Annotated in this window: 17 protein-coding genes and 2 pseudogenes; 13 read left to right on the top strand and 6 right to left on the bottom strand. The window is 60.0% G+C overall.

The window, feature by feature from the left end:
• Positions 1–55 precede the first annotated feature (55 nt).
• Positions 56–358, bottom strand: coding sequence for a hypothetical protein (locus AAFG16_RS14430; protein ID WP_342739543.1), 303 nt, complete (start codon positions 356–358; stop codon positions 56–58).
• Positions 359–597: 239 nt separating this feature from the next.
• Here AAFG16_RS14430 and AAFG16_RS14425 point away from each other — a divergent pair, with 239 nt between their 5' ends.
• The 5 genes from AAFG16_RS14425 (at position 598) to AAFG16_RS14405 (ending at position 8,000) form a co-directional block, all read left to right on the top strand.
• Complete coding sequence (locus tag AAFG16_RS14425; RefSeq protein WP_342739542.1) at positions 598–1,539, top strand: alpha/beta hydrolase; 942 nt, start codon at positions 598–600, stop codon at positions 1,537–1,539.
• A 1,697-nt stretch (positions 1,540–3,236) separates the two neighbouring features.
• Positions 3,237–3,536 (top strand): hypothetical protein, encoded by a 300-nt coding sequence (locus AAFG16_RS14420; RefSeq protein ID WP_283085150.1) that lies wholly within the window; start codon positions 3,237–3,239, stop codon positions 3,534–3,536.
• Positions 3,533–5,485, top strand: coding sequence for an APC family permease (locus tag AAFG16_RS14415; protein WP_342739541.1), 1,953 nt, complete (start codon positions 3,533–3,535; stop codon positions 5,483–5,485). Before AAFG16_RS14420 ends, AAFG16_RS14415 begins: the two co-directional genes overlap by 4 nt.
• Before the next feature lie 559 nt (positions 5,486–6,044).
• Positions 6,045–6,275: a hypothetical protein gene (locus AAFG16_RS14410; protein WP_283085148.1), complete on the top strand. Its 231-nt coding sequence runs from the start codon at positions 6,045–6,047 to the stop codon at positions 6,273–6,275.
• 1,476 nt (positions 6,276–7,751) lie between these two features.
• Positions 7,752–8,000, top strand: coding sequence for a hypothetical protein (locus AAFG16_RS14405; RefSeq protein ID WP_342739540.1), 249 nt, complete (start codon positions 7,752–7,754; stop codon positions 7,998–8,000).
• 526 nt (positions 8,001–8,526) lie between these two features.
• Here the strand turns inward: AAFG16_RS14405 and AAFG16_RS14400 are convergent.
• The gene (locus tag AAFG16_RS14400; protein ID WP_283085145.1) at positions 8,527–8,754 is read right to left on the bottom strand and encodes a hypothetical protein; all 228 of its coding nucleotides are present in this window, start codon (positions 8,752–8,754) and stop codon (positions 8,527–8,529) included.
• Positions 8,755–8,888: 134 nt separating this feature from the next.
• Positions 8,889–9,107, bottom strand: a pseudogene (locus AAFG16_RS14395) (SDR family NAD(P)-dependent oxidoreductase); the annotation flags it as partial.
• Positions 9,108–9,267: 160 nt separating this feature from the next.
• On the opposite strand from AAFG16_RS14395, the gene AAFG16_RS14390 reads away from it, so the two are divergent.
• The 5 genes from AAFG16_RS14390 (at position 9,268) to AAFG16_RS14370 (ending at position 14,278) form a co-directional block, all read left to right on the top strand.
• Complete coding sequence (locus AAFG16_RS14390) at positions 9,268–10,443, top strand: zinc-dependent alcohol dehydrogenase (protein ID WP_342739539.1); 1,176 nt, start codon at positions 9,268–9,270, stop codon at positions 10,441–10,443.
• Between the two features lie 10 nt (positions 10,444–10,453).
• Positions 10,454–10,999, top strand: a complete 546-nt coding sequence (locus tag AAFG16_RS14385) for a hypothetical protein (protein ID WP_342739538.1) — start codon at positions 10,454–10,456, stop codon at positions 10,997–10,999.
• A 305-nt stretch (positions 11,000–11,304) separates the two neighbouring features.
• Positions 11,305–12,123: a DUF305 domain-containing protein gene (locus AAFG16_RS14380; RefSeq protein ID WP_342739537.1), complete on the top strand. Its 819-nt coding sequence runs from the start codon at positions 11,305–11,307 to the stop codon at positions 12,121–12,123.
• A 67-nt stretch (positions 12,124–12,190) separates the two neighbouring features.
• Positions 12,191–12,535 carry a low affinity iron permease family protein gene (locus AAFG16_RS14375; RefSeq protein ID WP_283085143.1) on the top strand — a complete coding sequence of 115 codons (345 nt, stop codon included), beginning with the start codon at positions 12,191–12,193 and terminating at the stop codon, positions 12,533–12,535.
• 471 nt (positions 12,536–13,006) lie between these two features.
• A complete protein-coding gene (locus AAFG16_RS14370) occupies positions 13,007–14,278 on the top strand; it encodes a DUF892 family protein (protein ID WP_342739536.1) in 1,272 nt (423 codons plus the stop codon).
• Between the two features lie 256 nt (positions 14,279–14,534).
• On the opposite strand, the gene AAFG16_RS14365 is transcribed toward AAFG16_RS14370, so the two are convergent.
• The 3 genes and pseudogenes from AAFG16_RS14365 to AAFG16_RS14355 all read right to left on the bottom strand — a co-directional run.
• Positions 14,535–14,732: a hypothetical protein gene (locus tag AAFG16_RS14365; RefSeq protein ID WP_342739535.1), complete on the bottom strand. Its 198-nt coding sequence runs from the start codon at positions 14,730–14,732 to the stop codon at positions 14,535–14,537.
• A 152-nt stretch (positions 14,733–14,884) separates the two neighbouring features.
• A complete protein-coding gene (locus AAFG16_RS14360) occupies positions 14,885–15,742 on the bottom strand; it encodes an SDR family oxidoreductase (RefSeq protein WP_342739534.1) in 858 nt (285 codons plus the stop codon).
• Positions 15,743–15,883: 141 nt separating this feature from the next.
• Positions 15,884–15,970 (bottom strand): annotated as a pseudogene (locus AAFG16_RS14355) (metallophosphoesterase); the annotation flags it as partial.
• Between the two features lie 91 nt (positions 15,971–16,061).
• On the opposite strand from AAFG16_RS14355, the gene AAFG16_RS14350 reads away from it, so the two are divergent.
• The 3 genes from AAFG16_RS14350 (at position 16,062) to coxB (ending at position 17,515) form a co-directional block, all read left to right on the top strand.
• Positions 16,062–16,271 (top strand): hypothetical protein, encoded by a 210-nt coding sequence (locus tag AAFG16_RS14350; RefSeq protein ID WP_283085139.1) that lies wholly within the window; start codon positions 16,062–16,064, stop codon positions 16,269–16,271.
• Between the two features lie 21 nt (positions 16,272–16,292).
• Entirely contained in the window at positions 16,293–16,415 is a 123-nt protein-coding gene (locus AAFG16_RS14345; RefSeq protein WP_283085138.1) for a hypothetical protein, read from the top strand.
• Positions 16,416–16,504: 89 nt separating this feature from the next.
• Positions 16,505–17,515, top strand: coding sequence for a cytochrome c oxidase subunit II (gene coxB, locus AAFG16_RS14340; RefSeq protein WP_342739532.1), 1,011 nt, complete (start codon positions 16,505–16,507; stop codon positions 17,513–17,515).
• The last annotated feature ends 4 nt before the right edge of the window (positions 17,516–17,519 follow it).

Genomic DNA, 17,519 nt, shown 5'->3' with positions numbered 1-17,519 from the left:
GCTTTAGCTGTGGCCCCGTTGGGCCTCTAGCTGCGCCAGAAACTGCGAGACCTCCTTAATTCTCGATCAGGCAAAAATCTTCGGGCATAGGCACGGCGCTTCGCGCGGTACCGTGCCCATTCGAGGCCTGGCGTCGAAACTTGGCTTCAGGAAGGCCCATCGCCCTTGCGGCGCCGAGTTCAAGGCCACCTTGAGCGGTTCCTGACCGCGACGATGGACGAAGTTCGTCTGACAACATCCGACCGTGGTTCAGAGCGTCCTGAACATGATCGGCCTCGAGGACGCAAATCAGTTTCGCGACGCGGTGCTTCGCCGCGAAATCACGGGCATGATCTAGTACGAGAAGCAGCGCGATCACTCCTCCCACACGCTCAATAATTATCTGCTAGGCTGTTACTTCTTTGTTCACAGCAAGGCGCTGCGCGACGCCCTTACCGTCGAGTTCGCAAAGCGCGGACCGCTCGGCACGGGCGCTCTTTTAATCAATCCTCCGCGATTGCGCCCAGGAACGAGCACTTCAACTTCCAATTATTCCCTGGTTGGCTCGTCTGCTCCGCGCTGCCTAATGTTCTTGGCCGTATAGCTCAAGGCTCAGTCATGACCACCGCTGAAACCGTACTGCTCATCGCAGCCTTGTTATTGGCACTTCTCGTCATCGGTAACATCGGCTTCTCCAAACTGGCCGAGCGAAGGAATCCGCCTATTGGCAAGTTTCTCGAGTGCGACGGCGTGGTACTCCACTATATCGATCGGGGCGATCCCGCGGCTCCTTGCGTCGTGCTGCTCCATGGCAACGGATCCATGATCCAGGACTTCATGAGCAGTGGGCTGGTCGATCTTCTTGCCCGTCGCAATCGCGTGGTGTGCTTCGACCGCCCGGGCTTTGGCCATAGTCAGCGGCCACGGCTCCGAATATGGAGCGCAGCGGCTCAAGCAGCTCTGCTGGTGAAGGCGCTCGAGCAACTCGGGATCCGCGATCCTGTGGTGCTGGGCCATTCTTGGGGCGCCTTGGTCGCTATCGCTCTCGGCGTGCGGAAGGATTACCCGATTCGGGGTCTTGTGCTTGCGTCCGGGTACTACTTCCCAACCGTCCGATTGGACGTGTGGTTGATGTCAGGTCCGGCGATACCGGTTTTGGGCGACCTGGTCAGCTACACTGTCGCGCCTATCATCTCGTGGGCCATGTTGCCGGGAGCCCTGCGCAAGATTTTCGCGCCCCGGCCTATCCCGCGGACGTTCAAAAATGAATTTCCAGCGTCTCTGGTTCTCAGGCCGACACAATTGAGGGCGGCTGCGCAGGAAAGCGCACTCCTCAGTCCAACTGCAGCACAATTCCAAGCTCATTATTCGACTATGGACAGCCGGGTAAAAATATTCCACGGAGCAGAGGACCAGGTGATCGAACAGAAACAAGCTCGAGATTTACATCAAGCGCTGCCTCGGTCCGATCTTCACCTGGTTCCGAATGCCGGACATATGGTCACGCACGCAGACCCCGCTGCCATTGCGGACGCCGTCAATTCAATGACGAACCCTTAAGGCAGCGTGTCTGTCGGCCGATCTTCCGGTCCCTATTAACCTGTCGGCCACCTACGTCACCAATAATGCCAAAATGCGTATTGTGGCAGTTTGCTTGATTGTTCGTTTCGCGCCCGCGAGAGCTTACTGTCAAACTTCCAGCCGATTGTTTGATAATTCGCGCTCCGCCGCCCGTGACACCCTTGTGCCAAAGCACACGTCTCAACCCCATTGATCAATGTCCGACCTTGACCCGACCGAGACACAGGCGCGTGCCGCGGTCCCACGCTTCGCGTTTAGGACCATGGCGGCTCTTCGCTCGCTCCGACTGCCTCGTGATGGATCGTGACACCCGCCGAACGCAAGCCGCTCAGCAATACAGTTCTTACAGAGGCAGGATCGAATCCGATATCCTTGGCGTTTGGTGGATGTGCCTCGCTGCCCTTCAATCGGAGCGCCCAATTGCTCGCACAGCTGCTGAACGACGAGATTGATCTGATCATCAGTCATGATCTATTGCTCCCGCTATTGGGCTGCACCAAGGTCGCGCCGGCCGATCCTGAGTGGCCCTCTCAGAAGACCCGCCAACGCCTCGTGACACGCTTCCAGAGCGGCAGGGATGCGGCGTCGTCTTCGCGCGCAGAGGCGGTTGGGGACGCTCCGCCGTCCGACTCGGTAAGCCGCTCTACCAGACCCTCCAGTTGTGGCGGTAGCGGCGCCGCATCGTCCGCGAGGGTACCGCGAAGTCGCTCCCCAATCTCTTTGCAGATCGCCCGGCGGTGCTCCGGCTCCAAATAGGGAGACGGACCATGGGCGCGGTTCGGGGCGAGGTCCACCATCGCTGCCACCGTTTCTCGATGAGCACAGCTTCCCTTGCGTCAAGGATCGCGACGATCCTCTTGCGGAAATGGTCGCAAAGAAGATCATCAAGGTCGCGCAAAGCGGTGTGCATGACCCGGCGGAGATATCGGCTCTCGCGATCAAAGAGATCGAATTGCGGTAACACAGTGGGGACCACGCGCCCAAGCAGCGGGGCTTTGAGCTTGGCGATCCAGTTTAGCAACCTTCGTCCGTGTGGACAGTTGCCCAACATCACCGGCCAAAGACTGACCTCTGTAGGTGCCCGGTGGCAGAGAGAGCGATCGCGCTCCCGCCTGCATTCGAGGGAGCAACACAATGCTGAGAAGACTTCGTTTCAAGAATACCACTTTGGAAGAGCTGCTCGTGGAGGCGGCACAGGACCTGCGGGAAGAGGCCCAAAGCATTCCGCCCGGCAGGGAGCGAGTTGTTCGCCAAGCTCGACGAGCTAAGGCTGCCTCACCTGAGAGGGTGGCTGGCCTCGCAGGGCCTGCAATCGCCGAAGTAAGAATGAGGTTGCCCCATTGGGTCTTCCTTCGGTCACCAACGGTAAGAGCGTCTGGTCCGTGTCCCGCAACTCCACCGCGCCGTCGAGCACATGGAAATACGGAGAAACACGGCATCGACTCTGCGGATTGAAGAAGGCGCCGCGAGAAGCAGCTGGCAACCTTATCAATTCCTCGCGGGCGGTAGCGCTAAGAACCAAGCATCAACACTGCCGCGCAAAGGGATATCCGCCCGCAATGGCCACGCCGACGAAAAAGCGCTCTACACTGTCCATAGCGAGATCACCTCGGATCATCCGATAGCTGTAACGTTCGAAGCGGCATGGCGGTACTGAAAGAGTTGTTGCCTGGCTGGTGGACGCACTCGTCGAGCTTGGACATGAGGTCACCTTGTTCGCGAGCGGCGATTCCAGGACCCGCGCTGCACTTTTTTTCCCGTCTGGCCCAAAGCCCTTCGCCTTGGCGACCACGCTCAGATCCGAATGCGGCTTTGGAGTCCAGTTGGAAGTGGTATTTGCGCTAACCCAGTTCGACGTGATTCACGCCCACATCGACTGGCTACATCTGCCCTTGCTATGCGCGCCAGGAACTTTTGCAGTTCAGGTCCCTTTGTTCAAAGTGGAGATCCCCTCAGCCGGACCGATTCAGTCGTGAGCCTGCTCGATCTTGTTCTCGGCCGGCGCTTGGCCAATAGGGAGTTCAGCGAACGCAAAATCGGAGCGTTCGAAGGGCTTCCCGCAATGGGGCTCGACGGACTCGGCTCGTCCGCTTATGGGCCCGAAGCGGCCCTCACAATTCTCATCCCGCTCGGCGCTGCAGCGACATCCTACATTGGATGGGTCATGGCGCCGATCGTGGCGCTTCTCGGGATATTGTTCGCCTCCTATTGGCAGACCATTCGGGCGTACCCCAACAATGGCGGCGCCTACGTCGTCGCAAAAGACAATCTCGGCACCAATGCCAGCTTGCTCGCGGCTGCTGCGCTGATGGTCGACTACGTTCTGAATGTCGCGGTGGGCATCGCAGCTGGCGTGGGCGCGCTGGTTTCGGCTGTGCCGATCCTGCATCCTTATATTCTTCCGTTGTGCCTCGCGATTCTGGCTTTGGTAACGATCGTGAACCTTCGCGGCACACTCGATGCCGGCCGATTGTTTGCCTTGCCGACCTATGTCTTTGTCGCAAGTTTCGGGGTCATTTTAGCGGTTGGCATGTACAAGATGGTTATTTCCGGCGGATCGCCGCAGCCGGTGGTGCCGCCGCCGCCGATCGGGAAAGCGATCGAGGGCGCCAGCCTCTGGTTGCTGTTGCGCGCGTTCGCCAGCGGCTGCACGGCGATGACGGGCGTTGAGGCCGTATCCAACGGCATGACCGCGTTTCGCGAGCCTACGGTGAAATATGGCCATCGGACCTTAACCGCCATCGTCGTGATCCTCGGTATCCTGCTGATCGGGATAGCTCTCCTAGCCCGCGCCTACGGAATCGGTGCCATGGATCAGGAACAAGAAGGTTATCGAAGCGTGCTGTCGCAGCTTGCCGCCGCCGTCGTGGGCGACGGCATCCTGTACTACGTCGCAATCGGCTCCCTCCTGTGCGTGCTGGCCCTTTCCGCGAACACCAGCTTTGTCGATTTTCCCCGTCTTTGCCATGTGGTAGCCGAGGACGGCTTTTTGCCAAAATCCTTCGCGGTCGCAGGCCGTCGCTTGGTGTTTGACATCGGCATCCTCTACCTCGGGTTCACATCAGGGCTTCTCTTGATCCTCTTTGGCGGCATAACGGATCGGCTGATCCCGCTATTTGCCATCGGTGCATTCTTCACGTTCACGATCTCCCAAACCGGGATGGTCTGGCATTGGCGTCGCGCGATCGATCAAGCAGCAGAGTCGAAAGCGCAGCTGAGAGCCCATCTTCTGGTCAATACGGCAGGCGCAGTAACGACGGGCATTGCTCTGACCGTTATTGTTGCCGCGAAGTTCACCGAGGGAGCCTGGATAACGATGTTGGTGCTGCCAATGGTCGTCATCCTGCTTAAGGTGATAAGGGCCTACTACGACGAATTAGCCACTCAGCTCCGCGATCCGACCCCGCTAGATCTCAGCGGATTGGCTCCGCCCATCGTAATCGTTGCGTTTGAGACCTGGAATAAGCTGAGTGACAATGCACTGGGATTTGCGCTGAGCATCTCACCAAACGTGGTTGGCGTTCACCTGATGCAGTTATCAGGCCCGGATACCACGGAAGAGCAGCGCATGATGCGGGAGCAATGGCGGGCAGATGTCGAAGTCCCCGCACAGAACGTTGGGCTTTTCCCTCCCCGTCTCATTGTACTCCATGCCCAATACCGCACCATTCAGTTACCCATATTGAAAGCGATTGACGAAATCAGGACTCAATTCCCGAGCAGGCGCGTCGCAGTGCTCATTCCCGAGCTCGTCAAGCGGCGCTGGTATCAGCATTTCCTGCATACCCATCGCGCGCTCCGGCTACGTAACCAGTTGATAGCTCTTGGACAACCCGATCTGACTGTGATCAACGTTCCATGGCGCTTGGATTCGAACAACGAAGTGCGCGACGTGCCTCGTAGAGGCCACCGGAGGTCCGCCTAAGTTAGTCCTGCTGGGCCGCAGGGATCTTCCCGAACAGCGCTATGCAAGCTGAGAAGGCGGCCGTTGCAACGGAGACGGCATCTGCAGCGCCTTCTTCGCATCCGCTTCATCAGCCTGCCACCATAAAAGCCGCCCCGGTAAAGACCATTGAGGGCTCCAATCGATGTTCCACTGCGTGACACGGCATATCGGGATCGACCGCGTCCATTGCGTTCATGCCGGATGTCCAGAGTCGACGTCCTTCGGCGTCTTCTTCGGCCAGCACGCCGACCGAGCTGGGCCATATGGTTGCGGCAGAGGCTAACGATCTGGCGTCTGCATTGAAGCACGCCCGCGCCTCTGAGTTTCATCGCGCTGCTGAACGTTTCACTTGATCGCCACGGCGCTGAAGCGGTGGCGCAGGCTCTTGCGAGAGCCTTCCGCGACCGCCCCCTTCTCAACAAGCCTATCGACCAGCTCGAACGCCGCATTGCGGTTGCTCGGCAAGGCTTGACGCGGAACCGATCCAGACTTTGCGGCGTTACTGCCGCATTGCCATTTTCTTTTTCGGATGCCGAAGATGCCCCGCTACTTCTTCAACGTTTTTTACGGTCGCATAACCACCGATCGAGTCGGTGAGGAATTGCCTGACAGAAACGCCGCCTGGAAAGAGGCCACATCGATGGCCGGTCAAATTTTGCAGGGCATTGATGGCGATCTAGTGCCTGGCCGCGAATGGCGGATGGAGGTGACCGACGAATTTCGAAATACGCTCTTTGTCCTGCGCATTTGCGGAGAGATGCCGAAGTAGCGCTGGTTAAGCATGATCTTGTGGGAATGTCGCTTCAATCGCGCGGAGCTGAGTCATGAGCTCTGCGCCCCAACCTTCCGCCTGCGATCACACGAAAGCGAGGAGCAGACAGCTTGTCAGGCGGGACCCGAACCGGCGTGAACTTTGTATCCATCCGCTGAGCGCGTTTGCAGTTCGGGCAGACAAGAAGGTGGGCGATTATCGAATCCGGAGTATCTCGCAGCAACTCCGAGCGAAACCATCTCATGGTGATCCGGCAATTTTCACACTCGGGGCTTCGATATCCCCCTGCGCATTCTTCAGCCGATCCATGGCGAGCCCCCTCTGCTCGGGAAACAGTAGCAGGGCCCTTTGGATCGCGAAGTACCAAACGATACGCAACGGCAAATTAGGCACGGAAAAAGCAGCCACCCACGTAGCCGCCACCAAACGTCCTGAGCGGCATGTCAGCGCGCGTCTCGCCAGACGGCCCCGGCCCGGCGGAGAATTTGGGGTGTGTAGGCCGAGGCCGCTGGGCTTGGTCTCGGTTGCACCAAGCAGACATGAGCCTACTGACTGCTCGAAAGCCTGCTCTGTTCGCTTTCGCACAGTTCCGTTGCCTATTTTTCCCGACCCGATTCACATAGAGCAATGCGATCCGGAAAGCCGGGGGAGATAATCGTTAGACCGGGGCTGGTTGAATAGTTCACGTAGATCGTTTCACCCGGTTCATTTGACCGTGCGCGGGCCGCAGCGATTGACTTCGCTGCGGCCTTCGTCGTCGGGGCGCGTCAGCAATCGCCGATGCTCCGAGCGCCGACGAGGTCCGTACGAGAACAGCCATTTGGCGGCCGTGCGACCACAAGAATCTCGGCCCCTAGACCCGCCGTCCGTCTGATGGCCTTGGGGAGCGCTGAAGTTGAAATTGACCGGAACGTCCCTTTGCGGCGCCGGAGGCGGCCGCCGCAAAGCTGGTTGAGTTCGCCGCCAGCATTGCACCGGTCCAGGATGGCCACATTCATATCGAGAAAATCAACGCGCCCTTTCTTTATACGCCGAAAGGCACTGGTGCGGAATTTGGCGCCGGCATCCCACCCTTGTCGAGCGAGGCCGGATGGAGTTGCACGAAAGCGGACCTATGTGCGGCTTAAAACGGAGAGCCAATTGCCAAAGGACGAAATGAACCGAGACGGCTAGTGACTCTCGACGCGCCTGCGATCGATCGCGGCGCGACCTTCAAACACCGCGACGATGATGGCGACAACGGCACCACCGCCAAGCGTCATGATGAGCAGCATTGTCAGCATTCGAATCGCCCCGCTCTTTGACGACGTAAAGAACCAAAGTGGACAATTGTTCCACAAGCCTGAACCGACCTTCCCTCAGTGGTCCCTTCAGCCAGGAAAAGGGGCTCTTCACGGCCGGTGCAATGAGCCCGTCTTGAACCAAATCGCCCATCGCCAGTTACACGCGAAAACCTGGATTGCGGAGTGAGTCATGGGTCTCGAGCGTACACATTCGCCGAACTATTTTCGTACTCGGGCCGAGGAGTTTCGAACCAAAGCTGACAACGCACAGCATCAGCAAACGAAAGAGGCTCTTCGCCGCGTGGCAAAAACTTCCGACGATCTTGCCCGCCGCGCCGAGCAGATCAGGACGGTGGAAGACGCCGCCGAACAGCCGCCTATCGCCGGAACCAAAAGCTCGTTCTTATTTGGACCTGATACTTCGAACGGACCGCAATAGGTGACCAGTGTGTCGAACTGGACGAGAAGATTGCGCGGTTAAAGAAAATTGCTGCGCGCTTCACCGACGAGCAAATGAACGAAGCTCTGGCCATCGCCGTGGCCGAGATGGAAGCGAGGAAAGCTGCGCTCCAGGTCAAAGGATAAGGCGAAGTTCTGGCGTCCGCCAAATATACTTTCGGAGTCGCTATGAAGAGCCCCCTGGACCGCCAGCAGGTTGGCCCGGCTCTGAGCGGACGAGCGTATGGTATGCTCGTTCAGCTTGCTCTCTCGTCAAATTAGCTGCGAGTTCGGTGCCGATCAGCGCCGGCCCCTTGCGATCCCGATCGTAAACCATCCAGCCGACGCCTCCCATCCGGACGAGAAACCGGCCAGCCCCCACCCCTCGTTCAGTCACCCCCCGCCCTCCTGATCACCACTGCTCGTTCGGCAATAGGCCGCGCTCCCTTCTCGCTTGCATAGGTGAATCGCGGGACGAATAGAACCGCCGAACTCTGTTCCGTGTGGGAACCGTTTTCGAGGGGGCCTTAGCGCACCCGTGAGCCGGCAGTCCAACGGGCTGCTGGCGCCGTCCTGACTTCGTCTACTTCGCCGACAAGCTGGATCTTGTCGCCATCGACGCTCGGTTCGAGCTTGTTCTTGGGAGCCGGCAGGTGCCGATCCGCCGCGAAGAGCAGCGCCAGCAGTAGCCCGCCGACGAAAACGAAGTATCGAATGATTGGCATGGACGGCCGCTCGCAATCGTCGATGTTCAACAATTCGCTGATTGGATCGCGGTGGTCCTGGAGCGACCGCAGCGCGATCTCGTCAAGACTTCGCCGTGCCCGGCTCCGCCATCTTGCGATGTTGCTTGGCCAACACCTCATTCGGCGTGACGTTAGCCACCGTCGTCAACGCCCTCTGTGGTGGCGAGATCGGTGTGGACGGCTTCTACACTTCCGCCAAGCCTGCGCAGCTCGGTCGCAGCCGTCTCAATTGCGGGCTCGTTCGCAACGATGACAAGATCAAAGCCGTTCTCGACACAGCACTTTGCGAGTTCCAGACCGATTCCGGTGGAAGCTCCGGTCACGACGGCGAACTTGCTGGCGGGCAATCGATCGGCGGACATGGGCGTATCCTCGCGGCTGACCTTGATGACGGCCAATCGCTCGGCGTCCGGCTCGTTCCTATCCGAACGTCCGCAATCAGGCGCGAAGATTTGCGGCTGCAATAGCAACCATCGTTCTATTCTGGACTTAGATGCCTCGTAATTCAGGCGGAGAACGAAAATGAAGGCGCTGGTTTGGCACGGCAAGGAAGACATCCGGTGCGATACCGTTACCGATCCGGAGATCCAGGACCCGCGCGACGCGATCATCAAGGTCACGAGTTGCGCGATCTGCGGCTCAGACCTGCACCTCTTCCACAATTTCATTCCAGGCATGATGCCCGGCGATATCATGGGCCACGAGACCATGGGCGAGGTCGTCGAAGTCGGCCACGGCGTCGACGGCAAATTGAAGAAGGGCGACCGCATCGTTGTCCCCTTCACGATCATTTGCGGCGAATGCGATCAATGCAAACGCGGCAATTTCTCCGTGTGCGAGACCACCAATCGCAAGAAGCACCTGGCCGATAAGGTGTTCGGACATTCGACCGCAGGTCTGTTCGGCTACACTCATTTGACCGGTGGCTATCCCGGCGGACAGGCAGAATATCTGCGCGTACCCTTCGCCGATGCCACGCATATCAACGTTCCCGCAGGCATCCCAGATGAACAGCTGCTGTTTCTCAGCGACATCTTCCCGACCGGCTGGCAGGCCGCCGTACAATGCGACATCGTACCGACAGATACGGTCGCGATCTGGGGGTGTGGTCCGGTCGGACAAATGGCGATCCGCAGCGCAATCCTGCTCGGGGCCAACCAAGTGGTCGCGATCGACTGCCTGCCCGAGCGGCTGTCCATGGCGGAAGCCGCCGGCGCGACCACGATCAATTTCGAGAACGAGAGCGTTCCGGATCGGCTGAAGGAACTGACCGACGGCAAAGGTCCGGAAAAGTGCATCGATTGCGTCGGGATGGAATCGCATGTGATGGCGTCCTGGCCCGACACCCTGCTCGACCGCGCCAAGCAGATGGTGATGCTGGAGAGCGACCGGCCGCATGTCCTGCGAGAGATGATCTATGTCTGCCGGCCCGGTGGCATCATCTCGGTGCCCGGCGTTTACAGCGGCTTTTCCGACAAGCTTCCGATGGGCGCGTTCATGAACAAGGGTCTGACGATGCGCACCGGGCAGACCCACGTCAACCGCTGGACTGACGATCTGCTTCGCCGCATCGAGGAAGGCGAGATCGATCCGTCATTCGTCATCACCCACACCGTGCCGCTCGAGCAAGGTCCCGAAATGTACCAAATGTTCCGCGACAAGCGAGACTCGTGCGTCAAAGTCGTGCTGAAGCCCTGAAGGAGCAACCATGTTTCATTTCTCCAATATCGTGCGCTCCAAGGGCGACCCCAAGATCGTTGAAGGCGGACCGAGCCTGAAGCAACCGACAGACCAGCTTGCACGCGCGCTTGGCTGGTTCAGCATTGGCCTCGGCATCACGGAATTCTTCGCGCCCCGACGCGTCACGGAAACGCTCGGGATGGAGGGACACGAGACGATGGTCCGTGCTTTCGGCGTGCGAGAAATCCTCGCCGGCGTCATGTCACTCTCGGTCGATAAGAACGCGGGGCTGTGGGCCCGCGTCGGTGGCGATGGCCTAGACGCGGCTGCGCTCCTTTCGGGCCTGACATCCGATAATCCCAAGAAAGGCAACATCGCGCTGGCGCTCCTCATGGTGGGCGGCATTGCCATGCTCGACTACCGGGCCGCTCTAGATACCAAGCCGCAGCGGCCCCCGCCGCATGCGCGGCGCAAGCTGTATCCCAACCGCAGCGGTTTCCCCAAGGGGCTTCAGGCCGCGAAAGGTCGAGCGAAAGAGATGATCCAGCACGCGACGGCCGGTGTCACCTCTTGACCAGGCCGGGATTGCAGACGAGAGACGGCGACGCTCGCACTGGATTGCCGCCGTCGAGCTCGGGCTGATCAGCAGTACTTTCTCCACCATCGTCAGCCAGTTGTTCGCAGCGCGGATCGGCCGCGATGCGGCGGTGGATTGGATGACGGTGGCGACCATTCCGGCTCGCGACTGGGCGCTCAGCTCGGAGCCGTCGTGGAGCGCTGTCCTTTGTCGGCATTGCCTTCCATCAATGGGCGGACTTTTCCTGGGCGGTATTCTTCTTTGGTGTCCTCGGACGCTGGACCGCTCATCTGCGGCCTCCGGTGATTCTGCTTCTGGCGCTACCTTGGGCGATCTTCTCGTCCGGCATGGAATGGTTTGTGCTGGTGCCGCTCTTCCCGTTTTGGCAGCCGCTGTTCACGCTCCTGCAGCCATACTGGATCGGGCTTCTAGTCCACGCTTCATCGGCCCTGATGTATCCCTTGTTCGCTCGGCTGCGGTGGGCACGCGACGCGGCAGCCGCGCGAGATCTGCGGTTTACCGAAGCGTGGCTCGCAGGTGCACTGGCCCTAATGGTAATGCTCGGAATTGTCGCCGTGTTCGGTAGCCATGGATATGAACCGCCGTGGATCGGACGCGACAAGGATGCAGACCAGACCTACATGCGTCATATGACGACGCATCATGCCCAGGGTATCGAGCTCGCGCGCATTGCCGCCCGGCGTGCGCAAGCTCGACACCTGCAACAATTCGCGCTGCTCATGGTGGCAAGCCAGACCGGCGAGAACAGACTTCTTGCAAATTGGTGGCTGAGTTGGTTCGATACTGCGATGCCTGATTGCAGCTCCGACGAGCGCGCTGTCATGCCGGGCTTCCTTACACTGACCGAGATCAAGCTGGTTAAACTTGCGCCGCCCGATCAATTCGACGCGGTCTTCGTCGAGATGATGATCCGACATCACAGGGGAGCGGTCAAAATGGCGGATCAGATGTGGCATAGCCGCGGTGATCCCCGCCTGCGAGTCATGGCCCATGCCATTCGTCATGAGCAGCAGGGCGCGATCGCGTTGATGCACGGCGAGAGCGGCCTTGCCGCAGTCGTGACCGCAACCCGGAACATGCTGGGTGACAACGTCAATTGATCTAAATTCATGACGAAGCGATCACGGCCCCAGGCTGGCCGACCTCAATAGGAACACCGCCGTTCTCGTGCTGTTTGCCCGCATGTCCCTTTCCGATCCCAAAGGTTGGCTTACGGAGATCGGCGTTGCCACGGCGCGACCAGCGGCGTTCATCCTCTATCTGGTATATGCGGTCTGCTGGGTTACCATGGGAAATGGGCTCGAGTGGCATTCATTGGCGACGCTCGCGACCTGGGGAATGACGCTTCTCATCCAGCGAGCCGAGCATCGCGACACTCAGGCCTTGCACGCCAAGCTCGACGAACTCCTGAAGGTGCATGGCGCAGCGGACAACTCGCTCATGAGAATTGATGAGCAAGACGCCGAAGAAGTCGAGAACGAGCGCTCGCATGTTCAGGGCTTGCGGCAATAGCTGACCGCGACACCAAACTGTCCCACCTGATCCCTAGCGGCCGCCGTCGGTGTCCAGGAACTGTCCTACCCACGAGACGTGATGGTGTTGATATTTGGATCTTCTGGAGTGGACCGATCCCACCGGCCTTCTCAGCTTCCGAGCGATCGCCGACGTCTTCAAGCCAGCCTCAACCATCTCCCTCAGTTGCTTATCATCGGCCGGTGTCCAGGGCCTGGCCAGTAGTCGTCGGGACATCTCATCACCTTTTTGCCTTGACGCCCTTGGAATGCGTGGAGCACAGCGATCGTTCCTCTCACTAAGACGATTGCAGCGACCGAGCTGCCCCTTCGCCTCGGCCTCGCCACGACAAAGGAAAGCCCAGTCCGTCCCCGGGCATTCGTCGTCGCTACTGCGCAGCAGCTACATAGGAACAACGCCAATACACGCCGGTTCGAGAACGGATGTTCCTCGCACCCTAAAGGGAAATCCATGTACCACCACGTCAAGAAACTGATGTTCACCGTTCGTGTCGACGAACCTGATCCCCGGTTCGGCAACATGCTGCTCGAGCAGTTCGGCGGCGCCAACGGCGAGCTTGCCGCCGCCATGCAGTACTCCATACAGGGACTCAATTGCGAGGATCCGGATCGCAAGGATCTCCTGATGGACATCGGCACCGAGGAATTGAGCCATCTCGAAGTCGTCGGCACACTCGCCCGCATGCATCTCAAGCCCTCGAAATTCGATCGCCAGGCTGCCGAAGCCGATCCGCTCATCGCGATCGCGGGAGGCGGCGGCGTGAACCTGCTCAACTCGCAGGGCAATGCCTGGACTGCCGATTACCTCAAGATCACCGGCGAGCTGGATGTCGACCTTCGGAGCAACATTGCCGCGGAGGCGAGAGCCAAAATCGTCTACGAACGGCTGATCAATTTCACCGATGACACCGGCACCAAGGATGCGCTTCAGTTCCTGATGACCCGCGAGATCACGCACATGAAGGCGTTCTCGTTGGCGCTCGAAAGCATGGCAAAGCCGGCATTCAGCATCGGCCGGATCGCGCCGACACCCGGCCTCGTCGATCAGTTCTTCAACGATTCGACGGGAACCGGCGATCACGGCGAGATCGACACGCGCGGGCCGTGGAATGAAGGAGGCGAATGGGTCTTCACCGACTCGCCTGCCATCCAGGCCGGTGAGCCCGGCCCGGCAAACGCGATCGTTACCGAGAGCTCTCCGTCCGTCGACGAAGCCGGTCTTGGCGAACTCCTGATCGACGAGCTCCGCGACATCCTTCACGCAGAAAAGCAACTGACGAAAGCGCTGCCCAAGATGGCGGAAGCCGCGCGCTTCGATCAGCTGCGAGAGCTGTTCGAGCAGCATCTCGCCGAGACCGAGGCACAGATCGAGCGGATCAACGAGTGCTTCGAGATGCTCGGACAGTCCGCACGCGCCAAGCCTTGCAAGGGCATGATGGGCCTGGTCGAGGAAGGTCAGGAAATCATGACCGAAGGCGAAGAGAAGGAAGATGCTGCTGCCGACCTCGCATTGATCGCCGCAGCGCAGCGGGTCGAGCACTATGAGATTGCCGGCTACACCACGGCAAGAAATCTTGCTCAGCAATTGCGCCACAGCGCGATCGTCAGTCTGCTGTCGAAGTCCCTCGCTGAGGAAGAGAACACTGATCAGCTCTTGAACCAGGTCGCTCGTTCGCTGATGTCGGTTGCGAAAATGCCGGCGGCCGTCGAGCAGACGGAATAGACGCTACGCCTGTCTTCTGGCTGGCGGGATCTGCCTCCAAGCAAAGGTCCCGTCAGCGGCCATTCCTGTCAAGAAGCTGTTGGACGCTCCGGCAGCCGCCCGGAGCTTCACCTGACCCTGCACTTCCATCGCATGTGGGCATTGCATGACCAACTATGAATGTGCGCCCATGTGCCAGGATAAAGGAGCTGCGCATCTACTACTCGACAAATGAACGGGCTGCCCCTTTCGGGCGACCGCTAATGCAAGCGCAGGCTTACTTGTTGGATGGGCCCGAACCCGTCGTGACGCTCGGGGCGTTGGTCGGAGTCGTGGTGGTGGTCTGATGACCGACATCGCGTCCATTGTAGAAGAAGACGGCCGCAACGACCGCTATGACGAAGATTGCGCCGGCCATCCAGCCGACTGCGCTGCTCTGCCCTGATCGGACAGTGGCGTGGTCGTTTTGATCCATGCTGTTCTCCCGTGACTGCCTCGAAAACCTGCAGCCGGAAGAGACGTTCCTAACTCGACCTGCTACGCCGCGGCGCGACGATCCACCGACCGAAGACGCACCGTGACAGCGGCAGCCCTGACGGCTGAACGCAGCGCCGGCTGCGTATCGGCTCAAATGAACGGCTTCCCGCCGGTAACAGCGAGAGTGGCTCCCGAGGTGTAGCTCGAGAGGGGATCGGCCAGCATCACATAGGCTGTCGCAAGCTCGGCCGGCTGTCCGGCGCGCTGCATCGGCACCTGCTTGCCGAAATTCTCGACGGAATCCTCGGGCATGGTCGACGGAATGAGCGGCGTCCAGATCGGCCCCGGAGCGACCGCGTTGACCCGGATGCCCTTGCTTGCCAGCATCTGTGCGAGCCCGCCGGTAAAGTTCTGAATGGCCCCTTTGGTCGTGGCATAGGCGAGCAGGCTCGGGTTCGGCATGTCCGAGTTCACGGAAGCGGTATTCACGATAGTCCCGCCAGGCCGCATGTGCGGGACAGCGGCCTTGGCCAAATAGAACATGGCGTGGATGTTCACTTCGAAGGTTCGTTGCCATTCCCTATCGCTGATGTCCTGGATGTCCTTGAACGTCGCCTGATGGGCCGCGTTGTTGACGAGGATGTCGATTCCCCCGAGTTCCTCGACCGCGCGATGGACGATGGAGCGGCAATGATCGGGATTGCTGATGTCGCCGGAAATCAGGACAGCCTTGCGCCCTTCCCGCTCGACCAGCGCCTTGACCTCGGCCGCGTCCTCATCTTCGTTAAGATATGAGATGACGATGTCCGCGCCCTCGCGAGCATAGGCAATGGCGACGGCACGGCCGATGCCGCTATCGCCACCCGTGATGATGGCCTTCTTGTCGGCGAGGCGCCCTGCGCCTCGGTAACTCTCTTCGCCATGATCCGGCCGCGGTCTCATCGCACGGGTCGAACCGGGCATCGGTTGTTGCTGGGCCGGAAATGGAGGTTTGGGATATTCGATCATGGAGCCGCTCCGGAATTTGCTCGGGTAACCAAAGGCGATCACAAGCGTTCCTCGGGGCGATCAGACTCTCTCGCTCCAATGGCGATGTCGCGCGGCAAGAGTCTGCCGATCTCAACTGACGATTAGGGAACGCGCCGCGTCGATGATGTGCACGACTCCGGCCAGATGGTGCACTGCTTCGGGCCGCAGCAGCCCGTGCGTGTCCGAAATCGCGCCAATTCTGATCACAGCCCTCCTGACATCCTGCCGACGGCCCTGCTGCGCTTAGGAACCACCGCACCAGGCTCGCATTGCCCGCATATCTAATCGGAGCGCACAAATGGGCAATAGCGGCGTCGGCATGCTTTTGGGAGACGTCTCGGCCACGGCATTGTGGCTGTGGTTCATCGGCGCCTTTATCCTTGGCGCCGCTATCTGGTATGGCGTCAGACGATCCGGCCATTTGCGCCGAAGTGAGCGCGCGCAACTGGACCGGAACACGGAAGCCGCCCAGCGCCGCGACGATCCGCAAAAGCCCGCGGCACGGTGATCGCGCGATCGAGGATGATACATGCTGGAAAATATTCGCGTGCTCGCTCAACCGGGAGCGACGATCGCCGTCCTCCTCGTCTTGCTGCTGATGGGCGCAGCCGATGCGGCGATCTTCATCGCGACCAGGGGATGGCCGTTCTGAGGCGGCAATGAACCAGCCCGATCGGTGCGATAGGAACCTTCATAGGATTGACCGGTTCGCCCTGCAACAGGGGAGCACGGCGAACATCGATGCCCGTCCGGATGCGAACGGCTCTGGTGCCATTTGCGACGTTGCCGCTGGCCGCTTGCGCTGGCCGGCAGTCCGCGCTCGATCCGCAGGGGCTTCAGTCCGACCAGATCCTCCGGACTTTCTTAATCTTCCTGATCGTCGGGGCCGTCGTCTGGATCGCCGTCCTGATCGGTCTTTGTGTGGGCATGCTGCGCCGAAAGCGTGCGGCCGACCAACCGCTCGCGCTGCATCATTCGTTTGAACAGACGACCGGTCGTGTCGTCTTTGCCTTGGGCGTCGCTACCCTTGTCATCGTGCTTGGGCTCTCAATCGTCAGTTATGCCGGTCAGCGCACCGTCTTCGCCAAGGACGAGAACGCCCTCACCCTCAAGATCATCGGCCATCAATGGTGGTGGGAAGTCCGCTACGAAGACGACAGCCCCGACAAGAGCTTCGTCACCGCAAACGAGATCCGCATTCCGACCGGCCAGCCCGTAAAGGTCGAGCTGGAGTCTGCCGATGTGATCCACAGCTTTTGGGTCCCCAGCTTGACCGGGAAGATGGATCTCATCACCGGGCAGAAGAACGAGCTGCAATTCACGGCGAAGAATGCCGGCGTCTATCGCGGGCAGTGCGCCGAATTCTGCGGCCTTCAGCATGCCCATATGGCGTTCGCCGTGCTGGCGCTATCGGCGGACGAATTCGGCCGCTGGCGCGACCACGAGAACCAGAGTGCGAGCAGCCCGACCGACCCGCTCGGCAAGCAGGGCGAGCAGCAGTTCCGCGCAAGAGGCTGTGCGCTCTGCCACACCATCCGCGGCACGCTCGCCGGCGGGCAGCTCGGTCCCGATCTAACCCACGTCGGCAGCCGGACGACAATCGCAGCCGGAACGCTGCCGATGACACCGGCCACGCTCGGCGGTTGGATCGCCGACCCCCAGCACATCAAGCCTGGCAACTATATGCCAAAGATGCCGCTGCAATCGGATGAGCTCATCGCGATCCTTCACTATCTGGAGCAGCTCAAGTGACCGT

The organism is Bradyrhizobium sp. B117, from assembly GCF_038969555.1.
Lineage (GTDB): Bacteria > Pseudomonadota > Alphaproteobacteria > Rhizobiales > Xanthobacteraceae > Bradyrhizobium.
The sequence above is the reverse complement of the archived record's forward strand: the minus strand, read 5'-3'. Positions and strand labels throughout refer to the sequence as shown.

What these genes read in the sequence shown, in the direction of transcription:
- AAFG16_RS14425 (WP_342739542.1), top strand. Translation starts at nt 598, where the DNA reads ATGACCACCGCTGAAACCGTACTGCTCATCGCAGCCTTGTTATTGGCA.
- AAFG16_RS14410 (WP_283085148.1), top strand. Translation starts at nt 6,045, where the DNA reads ATGCCCCGCTACTTCTTCAACGTTTTTTACGGTCGCATAACCACCGAT.
- AAFG16_RS14405 (WP_342739540.1), top strand. Translation starts at nt 7,752, where the DNA reads ATGGGTCTCGAGCGTACACATTCGCCGAACTATTTTCGTACTCGGGCC.
- AAFG16_RS14390 (WP_342739539.1), top strand. Translation starts at nt 9,268, where the DNA reads ATGAAGGCGCTGGTTTGGCACGGCAAGGAAGACATCCGGTGCGATACC.
- AAFG16_RS14385 (WP_342739538.1), top strand. Translation starts at nt 10,454, where the DNA reads ATGTTTCATTTCTCCAATATCGTGCGCTCCAAGGGCGACCCCAAGATC.
- AAFG16_RS14370 (WP_342739536.1), top strand. Translation starts at nt 13,007, where the DNA reads ATGTACCACCACGTCAAGAAACTGATGTTCACCGTTCGTGTCGACGAA.
- AAFG16_RS14365 (WP_342739535.1), bottom strand. Translation starts at nt 14,732, where the DNA reads ATGGATCAAAACGACCACGCCACTGTCCGATCAGGGCAGAGCAGCGCA.
- AAFG16_RS14360 (WP_342739534.1), bottom strand. Translation starts at nt 15,742, where the DNA reads ATGATCGAATATCCCAAACCTCCATTTCCGGCCCAGCAACAACCGATG.
- AAFG16_RS14350 (WP_283085139.1), top strand. Translation starts at nt 16,062, where the DNA reads ATGGGCAATAGCGGCGTCGGCATGCTTTTGGGAGACGTCTCGGCCACG.
- AAFG16_RS14345 (WP_283085138.1), top strand. Translation starts at nt 16,293, where the DNA reads ATGCTGGAAAATATTCGCGTGCTCGCTCAACCGGGAGCGACGATCGCC.
- coxB (WP_342739532.1), top strand. Translation starts at nt 16,505, where the DNA reads ATGCCCGTCCGGATGCGAACGGCTCTGGTGCCATTTGCGACGTTGCCG.